This is a genomic window from Desulfovibrio cuneatus DSM 11391 (assembly GCF_000430005.1).
GTDB classification, from domain to species: Bacteria; Desulfobacterota; Desulfovibrionia; order Desulfovibrionales; family Desulfovibrionaceae; genus Frigididesulfovibrio; species Frigididesulfovibrio cuneatus.
Genome location: NZ_AUCY01000016.1, coordinates 1 through 18639 on the forward strand (window position 1 = coordinate 1; position 18639 = coordinate 18639).

An 18639-nucleotide genomic window follows, 5' to 3' on the forward strand; every position below is an offset into this window, starting at 1 on the left:
CTCTACTGCCAGCCATGTTGTAGGTGATATCTGAGTCTTTCCTTTATGAGCCTGCCTTTCTTGGCTTTTCCTTTCAGCCTGCTGGTAGCGATAACCGCGCAACCCCTTGTTGCGGGCATACTCACGACTAACTGTAGCGGTGCTGCGGTTCAATTCACGTGCTATAGTTCTCATGGATTTTCCGCTTTTCAGACTACAGAAAATGTAATAGCGTTCTTCCTTGGCAAGGTGCGTGTAGTGCATAGTTCCCTCATCTGTGGTGGATAGAGAGCTAAGGTATTACCGCACCTTGCTTTTTTATCCAACACCGGAGGTGTTGCACTTACGACTTGAATCCGCCTCTTAATAATATTTTCATTATCAATTTTAATATTATTTGGCTTTATGTCACGATGTATGATTCCATTATTATGGATATCTAAAATTCCTGAGGCAATTTGCCATATTATTTTAAGATACTCATCTGATGATAACGATTTTGTAAAACAATCCAAACTATTACCATCAATAAATTCTTCGACAATACCTAGTGACCCATCTTGAAGGGTTAAGATGTCATACACTTGTACTACGTGTTTAGAACGTATTGCTAACAAAGCATTTATTTCATCATATAAACGATCTATGTTTGCATTGTCTTGCAGGGTTTTTATTACAACCTTTCGATCTAAATGTGTATCTTTATAAATATCAACATTAGCAAGTCCGCCCTGTGGTGCCTCTTTAAGCTTTTTATATCTTTGATTAACCATTGCTATCTCCAAAACTTATTTCTATTGTAGGAGTGAGCTTTTTGTCTGGTTTATTTTTTTGTTTTCTTGATTTTTTTTTAGGTTGAGTATTAATATCTATGTTGGGCTTACAATCCATATTCTCATCTTTGATTTTTCTATCAGGACAACAAACTATCTGCAGCTCGCTATACGGTGTGAAGATATATAGGACGTCCCTATCAGGATTCAGTTGCTGTTTAAAATCGGATGAAATTTGCATAAAGGCAATTGAAGAATTATCACTACCGCCATACATTCGAGATAGCTCAATAAGTCTTCTGACTACTGTTTCTGATTTTTTTGAATTTACTACTATTTTAGCAAGAGCGTCATCGCCAACGAAGTGACTTCCATCACTAGTTATAAGAAAAGAACTGATATTGTCATTACTGTTGATCTCTATTATATGGGGATTAATATCCTTACCCATGCCGATAAATTGAAGTAAGTTTTTATCATCTGGAAAATAAGATGTCTTATCTTTTCTTATACCTGCCAACGTGTCATCTGTTGTTAATTGATTAACTTTATCAAATTCACAAGCGTATATTCTACTGTCTCCAACATTTACTCCACAAAAACCATATTTTGTATCAAAGGTAACAGAAGACAAGGTTGCACCACCTTTGCCAAAGTGATTGGAGAATACGATTCGATCTGCTTCCCTAACAGAAAAATCTAATCTTGAAGACAATGTTGTATTCACTGAGTCATAAAAAAAGAGTCTTGCTATAAATATTGCGATACTTAGACTTGCACACTGAGCACCGCTTTCCATTCCGCCCATTCCATCACAAAGAATAATGGAAAACGTTTCTGAATTATCAGCATTTAATCTATACGCAAGTAGAACTCTATCTTGGTTCTCTGTCCTATGCCCTCCAATATCCGTTCCTATTGCAACGCTCTCAGCGATTGATCGAACCCCTGCTGGTTGTGGAGCATTCCGCAATAAATATCTATTAATAATATTCTGTATTTGTTCTTTCGTCTGACTTTCAGTCATATGAGTTTCCGTAGGTTTAAATTGTTGCCAATGCCATAACTTCTATATCATTTCGTAATCGACTACTAGTTTTTGGGAGGACTACCTTCCGTTGGGAGTGGTAGACTTCAGAGAATAATGTTATTTTTTGAACAACCTGAATTCATTGATTTCTGCAAACTTTTTGCTCATTATTTCTTCTATTTCTGATGAGTTTGAAGCTTGTCTTTATTCAATTTTTCTTTACTTTGTTGATATTGCCCTGGAAGAATGGTTTTATTTGATTCAAGTTGTCGAAAAGCAGTAGAGACTTGTTTCAGAGTGTCCATTTCTGCTTGCGGTTGAGGGAAAAAACTCTTAGCAAGGTTTACTCCCTTTAATCTTCGAAAGTCTTCTTCACCATATGCCTGTATAATCATGAGCTGCACCCTCCCGAATAAACCGTAGAGTATCATATATGTTAGTAGATACCACAAAAAAACACAAAAGTTAGACCCCGGTTAGACCAGCACCCCACCCCTACAAAAAAAAGCGACTTTCACCCTCTTCGGCTAAAGTCGCTTTCTCTTTCTCTCACTTGGTGCCCAGGGCCGGGCTTGAACCGGCACAGTCGTTTCCAACCGAGGGATTTTAAGTCCCTTGTGTCTACCAATTCCACCACCCGGGCGGGTGTTGTGCTTTGTTGGCAGGAGAGTAGTAACCCACTCTTGGCCGTTGCACAACTAAAAATCGAGAGTTTTGCACGGGGCAGGGGTTCGTTGCCTCATGTGCAAAGAAAGCATTCTTTCCGTATAACCGCGCAGTTTTAGCGTTTGCTACAAGTTATTGAGTGTGCATTGCACCGTTTGCGCGCGTCATTCAAAAAAAGCTGGCAGCGGCGTTGTGGCTACCCTTTCACGCCCAAGTTCTTTTTACGCAGTGTCGTGCCAATTTCCCCGGCTGGTGGCGGGGTAAGGCAGCATTCACGCCACGCACCGTTGGCAATGCTGTACAGGCTTATCAGTTCCAGGTCTTTACGCACAAACAGCAGCCGTCCTTCAATGCCTTCTTCCAGCAGCGGGGCAAGGGCCTCACAAAACTCGTGGCATTCGTCTTCCGCATGGGCGGGCACCTCGCACTGGGCCTGCAGGGCGTCTTCATCTGGGGTAAAGCTTATGGCACGGGCATTAAACCGGGCAAACAGCGTATGCAGCATGGCGGTAAGGGCGTCTTCACGCTCATGCAGGGTTTCATAGGAAAGGTCGGGGCTGTACATACACTGAACAAACAGTTCCGAGGTTAAAAAAACCATATGTTCTCCTGTGTTTCTCCTTGAAGTTCACGGGCAGTGCGTTTTGGGCATTACGCCAGCAGTATACGCAGCCAATATGGGCAGCAGCAATGGGCGGCATTATTATTAACCGGGCAGCACGCACCTGCTCACGCCGTAAAGAATACGCCAAAAAGGTTGGCCCGTCAAAAGGCTGGACAAACTGCGCCCTGAACGGTATCGCATGGCTATGCAAACAGGAATAGACTACCAAAACGAACTGAACCCCGCGCAATACGAGGCCGCCACCACCCTGGAAGGCCCGGTGCTGGTTATTGCCGGGGCTGGCAGCGGCAAAACACGCACCATTGTATACAGGCTGGTACGGCTGGTGGAATCTGGCGTGCCTGCTTCCTCCATTCTGTTGCTTACCTTCACCCGCAAGGCCGCACAGGAAATGATTGACCGCGCCCGCGCCCTGCTTTGCCAGCGGGGCATGCCCGCGCTTTCAGAATATCAGGAAACACCGCCGCTGCATGCCGGTACTACCACGGATTACGCAGGCGATTACGCCGCAGGCTACCAGCCACAGCCCCGCACCCACGCCGTAAGCGGGGCCGCCCACGGCCTTGCCGGGGTGCAAGGCGGCACCTTCCATGCCTATGCCTATTCCGTGCTGCGTTTGTTCCAGCCTTCCGGCATGGCCCGCAACCTTACGGTTATGGATGGCCACGACATTATTGCTGCCCTGCAACACTGCCGCGAAGAAACAAAAGCGGGCAAGGGCGACAAGTCGTTCCCCAAAAACCAGACCATTAACGGCATTTTGAGCAAAACGCGCAACAAGGAAATGACGGTGGAAGAAGTGCTGCGGCGCGAATCGTTCCACCTGCTGCCCCACACAGATGCCATTGAAATGCTGGGCCGCACGTATGCCGAGTTCAAGCGCACCAAAGGGCTTTTGGATTACGACGACCTGCTGTTTGAATTTGAGCGCCTGCTGCTGGAAAATGAAGACGCCCTGGCTTATTGCCGCCGCAAGCACCAGTATATTATGCTGGACGAATACCAGGACACAAACCCCGTGCAGGCCCGCATTGCCGGGCTGGTGGCGGGGCTTTCCCCCGCTGCTGTCACGGGCAAGGAAAAGCAGACCGAAACCTTTACCGGCAACCTTATGGTGGTAGGCGACGATGCCCAGTCCATTTACGCCTTCCGCGGGGCTGATGTAAAAAATATTCTGCGCTTCCCTGACCAGTACCCCGGCACAAAAGTGATTCGGCTGGAAGAAAACTACCGCTCCACCCAAGGGGTTTTGGACGTTTCCAACGCCATTCTGGAAAAAGCCACAGAAGGCTACAAAAAGCACCTGTTCACCAGCCTTGGTGCAGGCCAAACGCCGCGCGTGGTGCGCCCCCTTTCCGACCGCGCCCAGGCCCAGTTGGTGGCTTCGCGCATTATCGAGCTTTCCCGCAGCATACCCCCTTCACAAATTGCCGTGCTGTTCCGGGCGGGGTTCCATTCCTATGCCCTGGAACTGGAGCTGAACAAACTGGGCGTGCGCTTTAAAAAGTACGGCGGCATCCGCTACACCGAAGCGGCCCACGTAAAAGACATGATGAGCTACATACGGCTGGTGCAAAACCCCATGGACTACACTGCCTTTACCCGCATGGCAGAGCTGCACAAAGGGGTGGGTACGCGCACCTGCCTGAAAATTTACCAGCTTGTGCTGGCAGGGGACAAAGCCGGGGTGGAAAAAGCCGTGGCCCGCTTCCCCGGCCTTTTGGCAGACCTGAACTTTATTGATGAGCACCGCCGCCTGAACAGCACCCCGAAAATTCTGTGTAGCGCCGTTATTGAGCATTACCAGCCCAAGCTGGAAGAACTTTACCCAGACGACTTCCCCCGCCGCCTGCAAGGGCTGGAACAGTTCGCCCAGCTTGCCAGCGCTTACGACGCCCTGGACCTGTTCATTTCCGACCTGGCCCTGGAAGACCCCCTGCAAGAAGAAAAGGAAGAGGAAGGGGTGGTGCTTTCCACCATTCACTCGGCCAAGGGGCTGGAATGGGAGGCGGTAATCATTCTGGACCTTGTGGAAGAGCGCTTTCCTTCCCGCCATTCCCTTACCCGCCCGGAAGATTTTGAAGAAGAGCGGCGCCTTATGTACGTGGCTTGTACCCGCGCCAAGAAAACGCTGGAAATGTACATACCTGCCACCCTGTACGACAAAGGCAGCGGCGGCTCCATTCCTGCCGTGCCCAGCCCCTTTGTGCGGGAACTGAAGCCCAGCCTGTATTCCGAATGGCAGGAAAGCTACACCGGCGGGCTGGTGCAGAAAAAAGCCCACACCGCGCCGCACGTGCCCAAGCCCTTTCTGCCACGCCCTGCCGGGGCCGCAGCCCCCACCCTGCGCCCCACAAAACCCGTGGCACCAGAACACAACATGCAAGAAGAAGGCTTTGCCCTTGGCAGTGGCTCAAGCACCACTACCCGCCCGGAACAGTGCGGCTATTGCCACCACAAAGTGTTCGGCAGGGGCAAAATTATTCAGCACCTGCCACCAGACAAATACCGCGTGAACTTCCCCGGCTTCGGCCTGAAAGTCATCATGGCGGCCTATATTACGCTAGAATAATTTGATAACTTCTCTGAGAGGGCGTTGCCCCCTCAGACTCCCCCACCAAGGGGATAACCCCCTTGGAACCCATACTTCGGGGTTGTGTTTGCGCTGCAAACACAACCCCGTAATGTGGGTCAAGGGCTATCATAGCCCTTGCGGGGTGCGGGGCAGCGCCCCGCATGAAATGAAATCCCCATCAATTTTTTAGGAGCGCCTATGCACGGGCCACAGAATTGGCAAACGGAGTTTGTGGCAAAGCACTGGAGCGGCGGCGGGGTTATCGCTTCAGAAGACGCCTGCCTTGCCCTTATCCACCGTCATTTTCCTTCACGCACGGCGCACACCCCGGTGGGGCGCGGGCACGACTGTGCAGAGCTTGCCTTTGCGGGCCATAGCCTTGCCCTTTCCGCTGACGCATTCATGCAGGAAAGCCACTTCCGCCTATGGTACTTTACCCCGCAGGATGCTGGCAGAAAAGCCCTGGCCCGGTGCGTAAGCGACCTTGCCGCAGCCGGGGCACGGCCCTTGGGTTTTGCCATGTGCCTTACCCTGCCCCGTGGCATGGGGGAAACAGTGCTGGATGCCTTTTTGCAGGGCATGGCGGCGGCGGCAGCGGAATATGCCATTACCCTGGCCGGGGGCGACATTAGCCACGGCCCGCGCTTTGGCTGCACCCTGACAGTGTGGGGGGAAAGTGTGGCCCCGGACAAAGGCTTTTATTTGCGCCGCCAGTGCGCCCAGCCAGGGGACGTTCTCTTTTTGTGTGGTGAACCGGGCCTTGCCCATGTTGGCCTGTGCATGATGGAAAAACAGGGCTGCGCGGCAAAGGCGCACTATCCTGCCGCTTGCGCTGCCAACGTGGCCCCGCACCCGCGCCTGGCAGAAGGCATCACCCTGGCCCGTGTGGCCTTGAATCAAATTTCTGGAACCACACAAAAAGCGCAAGCCACTTCGCGCATGTCCCTTATGGACGTTTCCGACGGGCTGGCCCAAGACTTGCCCCGCCTGCTGGGGCCGCTAGGGGCGGAAATAACCATGGAAGATGCCTCCCTGCACCCGGAAGTACGGGCATTTGCCCTGGAAGCAGGGGTGCCTGCCAGCCATGTGGCCCTGATAGGTGCGGAAGACTACGCCCTGGTGGGCACGGTGGAACCCGAACTATGGCCTGCCGTGCAGCAGGCCGTGCCGGGGGCTCGCTTTTTGGGCACCGCAAGTGCCACACCCGGGGTGCGCCTGCATGGGAACCTGTTCACCCGGCATGGGTTTGACCACTTCACTGCCGCCGCCCCCCAGGTGGAAATTTCCCCGTGGGCCAACACTACCCAAGGGGACCCCACCACCATTGGACGCGGGTACGCTACCCTTAACGATATGTGCCATGTGGCATGGCAGCGCGGCATGCTTGCCGGGTTCAATGGCAACGCCAGTTGCCTGCTGGAAGTAACAGGGAATGCAGAAGAAACTGCGCAACAGGTGCTTATTACCCGCTCCGGAGCTGCCAAAAGCCACCTGGGGCTGGAAGATGTAAGCGCCGTGGCACTAGAAAACGGCACGTTGCTGCACGGCAAGGCCGCTTCCACCGAAGCAGGCATGCACCTTGCCATTTACAAGGCCTGCCCCACAACACGGGCTGTACTGCACACCCACCCGCCCCACTTGCTGGCCCTTGGCCTGCGCCTGCCACCGGAGCAACGCCTGACCCTGCCCCTGTTTGAGGCAGACGCCTTCCGGGCCAAGCTGGCCTTTGTGCCTGCCCTGCCCCCAGGTTCAGCAGCCTTGGCCGAAGCTGTGGCCCAAGCCAGCAAAACCCACCCGGCAGTGTGGCTGGAAGGGCATGGGCTTGTTACCCATGGGCCGGACGCCACCACCCTGACCCCCCTTGCCGAAGAACTGGAACAACTTGCCAAGGTGCAATTAATGACCTTAAACAGTTAACCCTGCTCCCTAGAAAAACACCGTGTTTCCCCCACAAGGGAAACACGGTGTTTTGATTGCATTGCACAAAAGAATCTTGCCTAACCCGGCAAACGACTATTACCAGTTACTGTGCGTTAAAACTTGTACCCCATAGAGAACGAAACAATATCCGTGTAGGTACTTTTTGCTTCAGATTCCAGCAGGCTGCGGTCGGCATAGGCTTCGCTGTATTTACGGCCCTTGGCATTAATCAGGGCATAGGCCACGTCGAATGTCCAGGCATCATACGTAAAGCCTGCGCCCACGCTGTAAATTTGCCTGCCATCTGTTGGCACAAGGTAATCTTCATATTCTTCTGTCATGGGGGATTGGTCCCACACAAAGCCAGCCCGCAAGGCCAGCCAGTCCAGGGCCTGGTATTCCACCCCTGTGTTGAAGCGCCATGTGTTTTTCCAGTTCTTGGGGCTTTCCGCCACCCTTCCCTGTTCACGCAAGTGAATGTCCAGGGCGTCAAACCGGCTCCAGCGTGTCCAAATACCGCCCACTTCCACAGAAAGGTCTTTGGTGGGGGAGTAGGAAACACCGCCGGAAACAGATTCCGGCAAATGCACCCGGCCCATGGCCCCGCCATTGGGGAAGTTATCGTCAAAAATCTTCTGCCCCATAGCGCCTGCCTTATTCTCTTTCAGGGAATATTCCACCCTGCCCTCGTTCTTCAAATACACTGAACTGCGGTAGGCAAGGCCTGCGGCCCACTGGTCGTTAAACTGGTAGTGGGTGGCAAGGTTAAAGCCGTAGCCAAAGCTGTCGGCATCTATAATATTGCTATCCACTTCTGCCAATTTGCCGAACACAGGGTGGTTCACTGCAACCCGCTTGCGCAAGTTCAGGTTAGTATACATAACCTCCACCCCGGCAGCCACGGAAAGCTCGTCTGTAACAGCCACGGCCACGTTGGGGTTCAGGGAAAGGGTTTGCAGTTCCACTTCATACACATTAAAGCGCCCCGGCCAGTTGTTGGGGTATTCAAACCCAAGGCCAAAGCGGGAAAATTGCCCCACGCCAATGGCAACACGGTCGTTAAGCTTGTGCGTGTAATAAAAGTTGGGCACAGGCCATATGCTATCCTTCAAGTGAACGTTGAACGATTGACCGCTCATATCTGTGCCTGTCATTCGGCCCCGTGGGCTGATAACGGAAAGCCCCGTTTGGAACTGAAGTCCTTCCAACCGGGTAATGGTTGCCGGGTTTGTGGCAAGCACAGAAGGGTCTGGCTTGCGGGCCATGGTTGCCCCGCCAAGGGCAATGCTACGGGCACTATATTCATACAGGGCAAAGCCTTCTGCCATGGCAGGGGAAGCCATTGCCAATGCGCTGCAAAAAATAGCAAAGCGCAAGAACAGATTTTTCATAAACATCTCGAACGAGAAAGGGTTACAAGGAAGTATCGCGCCTACGCAGAATGCATAAAAAGCCCAATACAAAAGAAACAGATAAACGCTGCTCACTATTACGTGACTATTCCAAGTGGGCAGTAATCTGCAATTGAAAGTTACAGGACATTATTGATAATGACAAGCAAAATCATATAGATAGACAATACAACAAGAAATAACTATATATATTATTTTGTACACTTATCCACAGGTTACAGGAAAAATACCACTGTATTATCATACCTATTTTTTCCACAACTGGAACAAAAAAACATGACAACAACACTCTGATTACCCATAACACGCAGCTTGAATTATTACATGAGACTGACGGGGTCCAAGTCCAAGGTAATACGCAACACCCGGCCAGGGTTCTGCTCCGTAGCTTTGGCAAACAGGGTGCGCAGGGGTTGCCAGTCTGCCGCTTTTACCAGGCAGTGAAAGCGCCGCCTGCCCTGCAACAGGGGCATGGGGGCTGGGGCTGGCCCAAGCACTTGCAGCCCAAGGGCTTTGCCTTCTTCCCGCAGGGTTTTGCCAATGCGGGCAATGGCATCCTGCCCTTTTTCTTCTCCCATGGGGTAACTTAGGCGAATAAGAGCTAGGCGCACAAAGGGTGGGTAACGCCTCCGTTCCCGCAGGGCAATTTCCCGTTCGTAGAACCCCAAAAAGTCTGCGTCTTTTACAAACTGCCAGCAATAATGATCCGGGTCGCGGGTTTGCACCAGCACCTTACCGGGCTTTACCCCCCGCCCGGCTCTACCGGAAGCCTGGAGCAGGAGTTGAAAGGTACGTTCTGCCGCACGGTAATCCGGCAGGTTCAGGCCCAGGTCGGCGTCTGCCACCACGGCCAGTGTTACGTTGGGGAAGTGGTGCCCCTTGGAAAGCATCTGGGTGCCGACCAAAACGGAGGCTTCCCCCCTGGCGAACCGGGCCAGAATATCTTCCATGCTTCCTGGGCGGCGGGTGCTGTCTCTGTCAAGGCGCAACACCGAAGTGCCGGAAGGCAGCAGGGTTGCCAAGCTTTCTTCCACCTTTTCCGTGCCTTCCCCCATGGGTAAAAAATGCATACCTTTGCAGTTGCTGCACGGGGAAGGAAAAGGCACAACATAGCCGCAGTAGTGGCATAACAGGCGTTCCCTGGCTTTATGGTAGGCAAGGCCAATGTCGCAATGCGGGCACTTTACCACCTGCCCGCAGCCAAGGCAGTACATTTGCGGGGCATAGCCACGCCTGTTGAGCAAAATAACGGCCTGTTCCCCCCGCTCTACGGTTTCACATAAAGCCAGCTTACTTTCTTGGGCAAGCAGTTCCGCGTCTGCCCTGCCCCGCCCAATGGTAATAAAATTCACCTCCGGCAAGGCACCGCCCCCCACACGCTCCGTAAGGGTATGCACCTGAATGCGCCCCAGCGTTGCGGCATGGTATGTTTTGACATCTGGCGAGGCAGACCCCAGCAACAGCATGGCATTATCCTGCCCGGCCCGGAACCACGCCACTTCTTTGGCCTGGTACACAAAGCCTTCATCCTGCTTGAAAGAAGCGTCGTGCTCTTCATCCAGCACAATAAGCCCAAGGGGGGGCATGGGTAAAAACAGGGCCGAACGAGTACCCACCACCACACACGGCGTTTGCTGCCGGGCCAAAGCGCGGAAGGCCGCTTCACGCGCTGCCTGGCTTTGGTAGCCGTGGAATAAAAACCGTGTGGCCCCCGGCATGGCGTGTTCCAAATCGCCCCACAGCTTGTAGGCAAGGGCTACCTCTGGCGCAAGCAGCAACACGGAACGCCCCCGCAACAGCGCCTGCCGGGCAAGCTCCAGGTAAATAGCCGTTTTGCCGCTGCCTGTTACCCCAAACAGCAGGCGGGTTTCTGCCTTGTGCGTTGCCAGGGCGTCGGCAAGGGGGTCAAGCACAGTACGCTGATGCGGAGTAAGGGTAAAATGCGCAGGCAGCAACACGTCAGATGGCAGCAACAGGGAAGGATCCCCGCCAGGGTGCACAAGTTCTGCGGCTTCCAGGCCAAATTCTTGCACTAGGGTAGCTTCTTCCGCAGGACCAATATCTTGGGCTAAGGCATCGTATTCCAAAAAGGCAAGCTCCTGCCCGCCGGGCAAGGGCTGTTCTGCCCCAGGTGCCTTCTGGTTCGTATTATTCCCAATAGCTTGCCCCGCGTTTGCCCCCTGGTGCATTACCGGGGCACTGCCAGCAGGGGAAATGCGCACAAGCCCGCGTTCCGCCATGGTTTGCAAAGTGGTCGTCACTGTGGTGCCAAAGGCATCCACAAGCCTGCGCCGGGGCACGGTGCCATGGGCAAATAAGAACTCCAGCAAGGCAATTTGCTTTTTGGCCCCCGGCTTTACAGGCCAGGGGGGGTCGCCTGCCAGGGCGCACACTTCCCTGTCCAGGGGGTCTGTTTTAGCCTCGCTCACCGTGGCCTGGCCTGCTGCCCATAACGCGCCCAACTGTGCCAGTTCCGCTTCTGGTACATTTTTCAGGCGGTTCAGCTTCAATTCCCTGGGCTTTCCAGCCCCAAAAAAACGTACCGTTACCCCGGTGGCACGCAACCCGGCAGGTAACAGGTGCCCCAGAATGTTCCCCAGAGTTGTAGTGTGGCGCAAGGCCAATTGCCGCGCCATTTCTTGATAGGCCGGGGAAAGCAGCGGTGCATGTTCCATAGGCCACAACAGGGGCTTGAATACCATACCTGCTGCCTTGGCAGCGGCACCAGCCGGCATGGCCGGGGCGTTTTCTTCCAGCCCCACAATAATGCCCGCCCGCAGGCCATTGCCAAGGGGCGCGGCAACGCGCTGCCCCACCTGCCAGCATTCATGGGGCAGGTAGGCAGGCAAGGTGTACGTAAGCATGCTGTAGGGCGGAGAAAACAAGGCAACCTGTGCAAACAAGGGGCGTTCCTTTGTAACATAACAGAAATTTTGTATTTTTTTATTGGGGGACGCTGTCCCCCAGCCCCCGACCTGCTCCGTTCGGGCTGTGTGAAGATGCGCGGGACAGCAAAGCCGCCCGCACCCTCCGCCCTCACTCCACGGCTCGCTACGCTCGCGACTCCGTCGGTCTAAGGAAGACTCGCGACTGCCGTCGGCATTAGGGGCACGATGCCCTTGGAACCCCACATAAGCGTTCTCTGTTTCGCAATGCGAAACAGAGAACGCAAAATGGGGGTCAAGGGGCGTCACGTCCCTTGCAGGGGGTGTTGGGGGACAGCGTCCCCCAAGTGAATACAGAACGGAACGGTTACCGTGTGAACTTGCGGAACTTAATGCGGTGGGGGTTATCGGCCTCTTTGCCCAGGCGGCGCTTGCGGTCTTCCTCATATTCCGAATAGTTGCCATCAAAAAACAGCACGGAAGAATCGCCTTCAAATGCCATAATATGGGTGGCAATGCGGTCAAGAAACCAACGGTCGTGGCTGATAACAAACACGGTGCCGGCGAAGTTTTCAATAGCTTCTTCCAGGGCACGCATGGTGTTCACATCCAGGTCGTTGGTGGGTTCGTCAAGCAGCAGTACGTTGCCGCCAGACTTTACCGTAATGGCTAGGTGCACGCGGTTACGTTCACCACCGGAAAGCATTTCCACCTTTTTCTGCTGGTCTTGGCCTTGCAGGTTAAAGCGGGAACAATACGCACGGGAGTTCACTTCCCGGTTGCCCAGCTTGATAGTGTCATACCCATCACTCACCACTTCATACACAGTTTTTCCGGGCACCAGGGTGTCGCGGTTCTGGTCGCCCCAGGCAATTTTCACTGTGTCCCCAAGGCGCAGCTCGCCGGAATCCGGCTGCTCTACCCCGGCCAGCATTTTGAACAGGGTAGTTTTACCAGCCCCGTTAGGCCCAATAATACCCACCACCGCACCGGGTGGAACGATAAAGTCCAGGTTTTCAAACAACAGTTTGTCGCCCATGGCCTTGCTCACGCCTTCAGCTTCCGCCACAAGCTTGCCAAGGCGCGGTCCGGGCGGAATATAAATTTCCAGTTCAGCGGCACGGCGTTCCGCCTCAAAAGAGAGCAACGCTTCATAGGCGCTGATGCGGGCTTTGCTTTTGGCATGGCGGCCCTTGGGGGCCATGCGAATCCATTCCAGTTCCCGTTGCAGGGTCTTCTGGCGGTCAGTCTCCGACTTTTCTTCCTGGGAAAGGCGCTTTTGCTTTTGTTCCAGCCAGGAGGAATAGTTACCCTTCCAGGGGATACCGCGACCGCGGTCCAGTTCCAAAATCCAGCCAGCCACATTATCCAGAAAATAACGGTCGTGAGTAACGGCAATGACTGTGCCAGGGAAGCTTTGCAAAAAGCGCTCAAGCCACGCAACCGATTCAGCATCCAGGTGGTTTGTGGGTTCGTCCAGCAGCAAAATATCTGGGTTTTGCAACAGCAGGCGGCACAGGGCCACACGGCGGCGTTCACCACCGGAGAGCACACTGACAGAAGCTTCCGCAGGGGGGCAGCGCAAGGCGTCCATGGCCATGTCCAGGCGTGAGTCCAGGTCCCATATGTCTTTGGAATCCATGAGTTCCTGCACTTCACCCTGGCGGGTAATGAGCGCATCCATTTCATCGGGTTCCATGGGTTCGGCAAACTTGGCGTTAATGGCTTCATACTCATTGCGTATGGCAATAAGTTCTACCACGCCTTCTTCCACCACATCACGCACAGTGCGTGTTTCATCCACCAGGGGCTCCTGTTCCAGGTAGCCAATGGTATAGCCGGGGGCAAGCACGGTTTCCCCGTCAAAAGCGGAATCTACGCCAGCCAGAATTTTCAGTAGCGAGCTTTTACCAGAGCCGTTCAGGCCCAGAACGCCAATTTTCGCGCCGTAAAAATACGAAAGAGAAATGTCTTTCAACACCTCTTTCTGCCCGTGCCGCTTGGAAACACGGATCATGGAATAAATAATCTTATCTGGTTCGTTACTCATGCATTCCTCGCGACAAAATACAAGACCATTGCAAAACTGCGTTTTGCGTGCTTTTTCCATTATGTTCCGCGCTGCTTACGCAGGCAAAACATGGCCTGAGTCACAAAAAACACTCATTTTAGCGGGAAAATGAATTTCCCTTACTCGTGCTTTTTGAAGCGTCTTCCCTGTGGGAAGCCGCCTTATTATAAGGAGAAGGACCGTAAACAGCGCATACACCCTGCCTGCGCAGGGGGCAGAATAAACACCAGGACGCCACTTGGCAACAGCACACGCCGCAAAGGAACTATGGCAAACCCCATGCTTTTTGTCCAGCCCGGCCAAAATGAAGAAACAGTTTTTGCAAAAAGGCCTAAAGACTTTCCCCCCATGCCCGATAAAAGAGAGGCAAGCAGCAAATAACAGTCGCATGGCAGTGCAACACACAAGCCGCGGCAACGTTTATGCGTGTTGCCAGGGAAATACAAATTACGCACTTTTTTCCAAAAGAGCCTAAAGAGTTTCCCACCCAACCCGATAAAAGGGGGTAAGCAGCACGTAACAGCCAAAAAGGCCATGCCGCAGGAAGCGGCACCGTTGCCACTGCAAGTATTTTGGGAACCCGAATTTTCTGGCATCCCCCCGGCGGAAGGGTCGCAAGGAAGCGCCCCGCATAGTGCACCGCTGTCACAAGGCAATATTCAAGGAGGAATATTATGTCTTTGGTAATTAACCACAATATGATGGCGATGAACGCCGCTCGTAACCTCAGCTCTTCTTACACCAACCTGGCAACCTCTGTTCGCCGCCTTTCTTCCGGCCTTCGTGTTGGCCAAGCTTCCGACGACGCCGCTGGCCTGGGTGTTCGCGAACTGATGCGTGCTGACATTGCAGCCCTGAACCAGGGTGTACGTAACGCCAACGACGCTATTTCCCTTATCCAAACAGCTGACGGCGCCCTCGGCGTTATCGACGAAAAGCTCATTCGTATGAAAGAGCTGGCCGAACAGGCAGCTACCGGTACTTACAACTCTGATCAGCGTTTGATGATTGAATCTGAATACCAAGCCATGGCTTCGGAAATTACCCGAATTGCAAACGCCACCGACTTTAACGGTGTACACCTGCTCAACGGGAACCTTTCCGGCGACGTCCACGTCGGTACTGGCCTTGTTTCCACCGGCAAACTGAAAGTCCACTTCGGTACCGCCAACGACTCTGCCGAAGACTACTACTACATCAAAATCGGCAACTCCACCGCTTCCGCCCTTGGCGTTGGCAACCAAGGTTTGGCTACCAACGATGCCTACACCGTTTCCACACAGGCACAAGCCCAGAAGGCTCTGGTAGGCCTGAACAACGCTATCATTTCCAAGGATAAAATCCGCGCCAACCTGGGTGCGATGCAAAACCGCCTGGAAAACACCGTTTCCAACCTGCAAATTCAGGCTGAAAACCTCCAGGCTGCTGAATCTCGCATCTCTGACGTGGACGTAGCCACTGAAATGACCGAATTCGTGCGCAACCAGATTCTGTCTCAGGCTGCTACAGCCATGCTCTCGCAGGCTAACTCCCTGCCACGTATGGCCATGAACCTTATTCAAGGTTAATAGCTCTTTCTGGATTCGGGGGTTCTTATATACCGGGGGTACGCAAGTACCCCCGGTATTGTGCTTTTAGCCACAGGGGCAATTAGAAATAGCCCTCTTTCTTCTTCCGTATACACAGAAAAAATGGCTGCATTGCCAGCAAGAAAAGAGTGTGCTAACATGACTTACATCATGAATGCCGCAGTCCACCCCTTTGGGTTGGGTTATATTATTACTAAAAATTCATTTCCACCTTTAATGCTTGCGCCTTACAGGAGCACGCTGCATGCCGAGCACCCGTTTTTTTTCCGCATTTCTTCTTTCCGTTGCCAGCCTGTTCTTCTCCTTCCACACCTGCTTTGCAGCAGGTAAAGATAAAGAAGCCCATCATAACGACTCCGCACGTGAGGAATTTGTCATTCCCCGTGCAGACCCTGGTTACATTCAGCAGCTTGAAAAAAGAGCCATGCTTGCAGGTTCGGCAGGCATGGCAAAAATTGTTTCGGGCAGCGAACTGGCCTGGCGTTCTGCCGCAAGCCAGGGAAGCCCGGATGAACTTTTGGGCTTTGCAGAAACATGGCTGCGGGTACACCCATTTACATTACTGGCAGAAGGGCAGCGCTCCACACTTGCCCACCTGGACAACACCACCACCTTTTCCATTTTACGTGAACTGGGAGCCAAAGGCCTGTATGTGGCCCCCCTTGGCGGTGCGGGCGACATGTGGAGCAATACCTACCCAGGCGTGCGCACCGGGGAAGACACGGTACAGTATGACTTTTCCGAAGTAGCAGGCAATGAGCAGCAGTATAAACGCCTTATGAACGGACTGCTACAAAACAACATGCTCATGGGGTCAGATCTCATTCCTGCCGCCACTGGCATTGGGCCGGATTTTTTCCTAGCAGCCAGGGGCTACCGCGACTATCCTGGTGCGTACAGCATGGTGGATGTTCCCCAAGACCTCTGGAAAGTATTGCCAGACACTGCCAAAGAGTTTGATGTGCAAGCCCTTCCTGTAGAGGCTGTGCGGGCATTAAGCGACAAAGGCCTGCTGCCCAAAGCCATGCGCGACGATAGTGCCCTGTTTATGCAAAAAACCGGCTGGGCTGCCACAGGCAAGGTGCGCGGTTTAGACGGCAACACCCGCCGCTGGGTGTACCGATATTACCAGACCCCCCAGCAACCTGTGCTGAACTGGGAAGACCCTTCCCAGGCAGCCGTTCGCATTCTTTCCGGCGGGGCCGTAAGCCAGGTGGGTATGCAGGGCCAAGCCCTTATTGGCATGAACTTTGAGGCCTTGCACGGGCTGGAGCCAATGCTGGGCACGGCAGATGCCATAGCGGCTTTTTCTGTGGAACCGGCCTTAACAGCCGCCCAGACCATGAGCCGCCAAATTCGCCGTTACGGTGGGTGGAGCTGGTTAAAAGACGACAACATGACCCTGTATGATATCCGCGACTTCATGCGCAGTGGGGTTGATTATGTGTTGGACAGCGCCTTTAGCCCGGCAGCGGAACATGCCCTGCTCACTGGCGACGCCACCTTGCTGCGGTTCATGGCAGATGAAACCTTGCGCCTTGGTCTGGACACACGACGCTTTGTACACACCACCCCAGCCCAGGAAGGCATCAATTACACATTGCCACATCTTGCCTTTCTTGCCACAAAATATTCCCTGCCAGAAGCGGCCACCCTGCGCAGCCAGGTTATTGCTTCCATGAAGGCAGCGGCAAGTCCTTCTGGCTCTCCAGTCAAAAACGGCTTCCTGTATTCCACCACACCCGGTATTGCCGCCATGGCTCTTGGGGCACAGGCCTATGCCCCGACTGATGCCATGCAGGCAAGCATTCGTAGCGGGCACTTGGCCCTTGTTCACTTTAAAGCCATGCAACCCGGTGTGCTCATGCTTTCCGGGCAAGACCTGGTGGGCACCCTGCCCCTTAACCCCAAAGCCTTGGAAGGCACCAGCGTGGCAAACGATGTTGCCGCCCTGAACCGGGGGGGCTATGCCCTTACCTCCCTTGCTTTTGGCACCCCGGTTACCCGCTATGGGCTCCCTAGCGCCACAAGCCTTTATGGCCCGGCAGACATACAGGTCATGGAAAAACAGTCTTTTCTTAAATCCCTGCGTGCCATTACCCAAAAACGCAACGAGCTTGGCATTGCCAAAGGCAGGCTGGTGGCACGGCCAACAACAAACGGCAAAGGGGCTGTTGCCCTGGTAACAGAGCTGCCTAAAACTGGCTTTGTCCTTACGGTAGTCAACTTTTCCCGTAAGGCCACAACGGAAACCCTGAACCTTGGGGGCGTGCCTGGCCTTTCCGCTGGCAATCCCACACTTCTTCTTGGCAATGCCCAAGGCATTTCTGGTTCTGGCAGCAGCGTCAGCCTGAGCCTTGGCCCATGGCAGGCAGCTTCCTTCCGCCTGGGTGGTAAAGCAGCAAGCGCTTCTTCCCTGCAAAACGAGGCACTCCCCGTGGTACCCAAGGCCGCTCCCGTTACGGAAAGCCAGCCCGTTTCTGTACAACCAAAAGGGCAGCCTGTTCCCGTAAAAGCCACAGAACCACAACCCACAAATGGGCCAAGGCCTGTGCAGCCAACTCCCACAAGCCCCCAGGACAACAGCCAGCAAACCAAGCAACCACAGGCTGGTGGCCCGCGTTACATAACGCCACCTCCGGCACCACAGCCCCCAATGGAACAACCTGCCGAACCTGTACAAACGGAAAAAGCTGTCCCCAAACCAGGGCTTATTAAACAGCAGGACACTCCGCCAGCCGTGAAATTCCGGGCTAAGCACGCCACATCAAAGGACGACTAACGGGTATTCCAACCCGAGAAATGAGTATCTTGCTCCAATGCTATCCGGCTAAAAAGCCAGATAGCATTGGGCTGATTTGGTTACACAATTGCCCCGCGTAACGTGTCGTTTGCCTTTACAATCACCTCTTTTTGTCGTCTCTTTTATGGCATGGCTTGACAGAGAGCAAAAAGATAGCCGGACACGCTTGATTTTGCCACAGAGCGTACTGTTATTTGCGGGCTTTCGTTTTTACTGTGCACAGCAACTAAGGGGAACACGCCATCCTTGCCCCCCTTAGCACTCATCAGAACCACTCTGCGTGAGAAATGCCCAGGCTAACCACCAGCTTT

At 53.5% G+C, this 18639-nt stretch carries 12 protein-coding genes and 1 tRNA gene; 4 read left to right on the top strand and 9 right to left on the bottom strand.

The features are described from left to right. The 6 genes from G497_RS20755 to G497_RS18965 form a co-directional block, all read right to left on the bottom strand. Positions 1–243 (bottom strand): helix-turn-helix domain-containing protein (locus G497_RS20755; protein ID WP_156907923.1); only part of this gene is annotated, 243 nt, incomplete at its 3' end. Then, positions 189–752, bottom strand: coding sequence for a protein kinase domain-containing protein (locus G497_RS16715; RefSeq protein ID WP_051257831.1), 564 nt, complete (start codon positions 750–752; stop codon positions 189–191). The genes G497_RS16715 and G497_RS20755, both read right to left, overlap by 55 nt. Beyond that, positions 745–1779, bottom strand: coding sequence for a PP2C family protein-serine/threonine phosphatase (locus G497_RS0104290; protein WP_027187223.1), 1035 nt, complete (start codon positions 1777–1779; stop codon positions 745–747). The genes G497_RS16715 and G497_RS0104290 overlap by 8 nt, the downstream gene beginning before the upstream one ends. A gap of 179 nt (positions 1780–1958) precedes the next feature. Beyond that, entirely contained in the window at positions 1959–2177 is a 219-nt protein-coding gene (locus G497_RS20055; protein ID WP_156907925.1) for a hypothetical protein, read from the bottom strand. A gap of 159 nt (positions 2178–2336) precedes the next feature. Further along, positions 2337–2425, bottom strand: a tRNA-Leu gene (locus G497_RS0104300). A gap of 219 nt (positions 2426–2644) precedes the next feature. Next, a complete protein-coding gene (locus tag G497_RS18965) occupies positions 2645–3049 on the bottom strand; it encodes a hypothetical protein (RefSeq protein ID WP_051257832.1) in 405 nt (134 codons plus the stop codon). Between the two features lie 202 nt (positions 3050–3251). On the opposite strand from G497_RS18965, the gene G497_RS0104315 reads away from it, so the two are divergent. Both G497_RS0104315 and G497_RS18970 read left to right on the top strand, forming a co-directional pair. Then, complete coding sequence (locus tag G497_RS0104315; protein ID WP_245576343.1) at positions 3252–5645, top strand: ATP-dependent helicase; 2394 nt, start codon at positions 3252–3254, stop codon at positions 5643–5645. A 201-nt stretch (positions 5646–5846) separates the two neighbouring features. Then, the gene (locus G497_RS18970; RefSeq protein ID WP_051257833.1) at positions 5847–7565 is read left to right on the top strand and encodes a class II aldolase/adducin family protein; all 1719 of its coding nucleotides are present in this window, start codon (positions 5847–5849) and stop codon (positions 7563–7565) included. 116 nt (positions 7566–7681) lie between these two features. Here the strand turns inward: G497_RS18970 and G497_RS0104325 are convergent, their stop codons facing one another. The 3 genes from G497_RS0104325 to ettA form a co-directional block, all read right to left on the bottom strand. Continuing rightward, positions 7682–8959: an OmpP1/FadL family transporter gene (locus tag G497_RS0104325; RefSeq protein ID WP_169726968.1), complete on the bottom strand. Its 1278-nt coding sequence runs from the start codon at positions 8957–8959 to the stop codon at positions 7682–7684. Positions 8960–9300: 341 nt separating this feature from the next. Continuing rightward, on the bottom strand, positions 9301–11883 hold the full coding sequence (gene priA / locus G497_RS0104330; protein WP_027187226.1) for a replication restart helicase PriA: 2583 nt from the start codon (positions 11881–11883) through the stop codon (positions 9301–9303). A gap of 349 nt (positions 11884–12232) precedes the next feature. Continuing rightward, on the bottom strand, positions 12233–13915 hold the full coding sequence (ettA, locus tag G497_RS0104335) for an energy-dependent translational throttle protein EttA (protein ID WP_027187227.1): 1683 nt from the start codon (positions 13913–13915) through the stop codon (positions 12233–12235). Between the two features lie 695 nt (positions 13916–14610). On the opposite strand from ettA, the gene G497_RS0104345 reads away from it, so the two are divergent. Both G497_RS0104345 and G497_RS16730 read left to right on the top strand, forming a co-directional pair. After that, positions 14611–15504: a flagellin N-terminal helical domain-containing protein gene (locus G497_RS0104345; RefSeq protein ID WP_027187228.1), complete on the top strand. Its 894-nt coding sequence runs from the start codon at positions 14611–14613 to the stop codon at positions 15502–15504. 265 nt (positions 15505–15769) lie between these two features. Beyond that, a complete protein-coding gene (locus G497_RS16730; protein WP_051257835.1) occupies positions 15770–18307 on the top strand; it encodes a hypothetical protein in 2538 nt (845 codons plus the stop codon). Positions 18308–18639: the final 332 nt, after the last annotated feature.

What these genes read in the sequence shown, in the direction of transcription:
- ettA (WP_027187227.1), bottom strand. Translation starts at nt 13,915, where the DNA reads ATGAGTAACGAACCAGATAAGATTATTTATTCCATGATCCGTGTTTCC.
- G497_RS0104290 (WP_027187223.1), bottom strand. Translation starts at nt 1,779, where the DNA reads ATGACTGAAAGTCAGACGAAAGAACAAATACAGAATATTATTAATAGA.
- G497_RS18970 (WP_051257833.1), top strand. Translation starts at nt 5,847, where the DNA reads ATGCACGGGCCACAGAATTGGCAAACGGAGTTTGTGGCAAAGCACTGG.
- G497_RS16730 (WP_051257835.1), top strand. Translation starts at nt 15,770, where the DNA reads ATGCCGAGCACCCGTTTTTTTTCCGCATTTCTTCTTTCCGTTGCCAGC.
- G497_RS20055 (WP_156907925.1), bottom strand. Translation starts at nt 2,177, where the DNA reads ATGATTATACAGGCATATGGTGAAGAAGACTTTCGAAGATTAAAGGGA.
- G497_RS0104325 (WP_169726968.1), bottom strand. Translation starts at nt 8,959, where the DNA reads ATGAAAAATCTGTTCTTGCGCTTTGCTATTTTTTGCAGCGCATTGGCA.
- G497_RS0104345 (WP_027187228.1), top strand. Translation starts at nt 14,611, where the DNA reads ATGTCTTTGGTAATTAACCACAATATGATGGCGATGAACGCCGCTCGT.
- G497_RS16715 (WP_051257831.1), bottom strand. Translation starts at nt 752, where the DNA reads ATGGTTAATCAAAGATATAAAAAGCTTAAAGAGGCACCACAGGGCGGA.
- G497_RS0104315 (WP_245576343.1), top strand. Translation starts at nt 3,252, where the DNA reads ATGGCTATGCAAACAGGAATAGACTACCAAAACGAACTGAACCCCGCG.
- G497_RS18965 (WP_051257832.1), bottom strand. Translation starts at nt 3,049, where the DNA reads ATGGTTTTTTTAACCTCGGAACTGTTTGTTCAGTGTATGTACAGCCCC.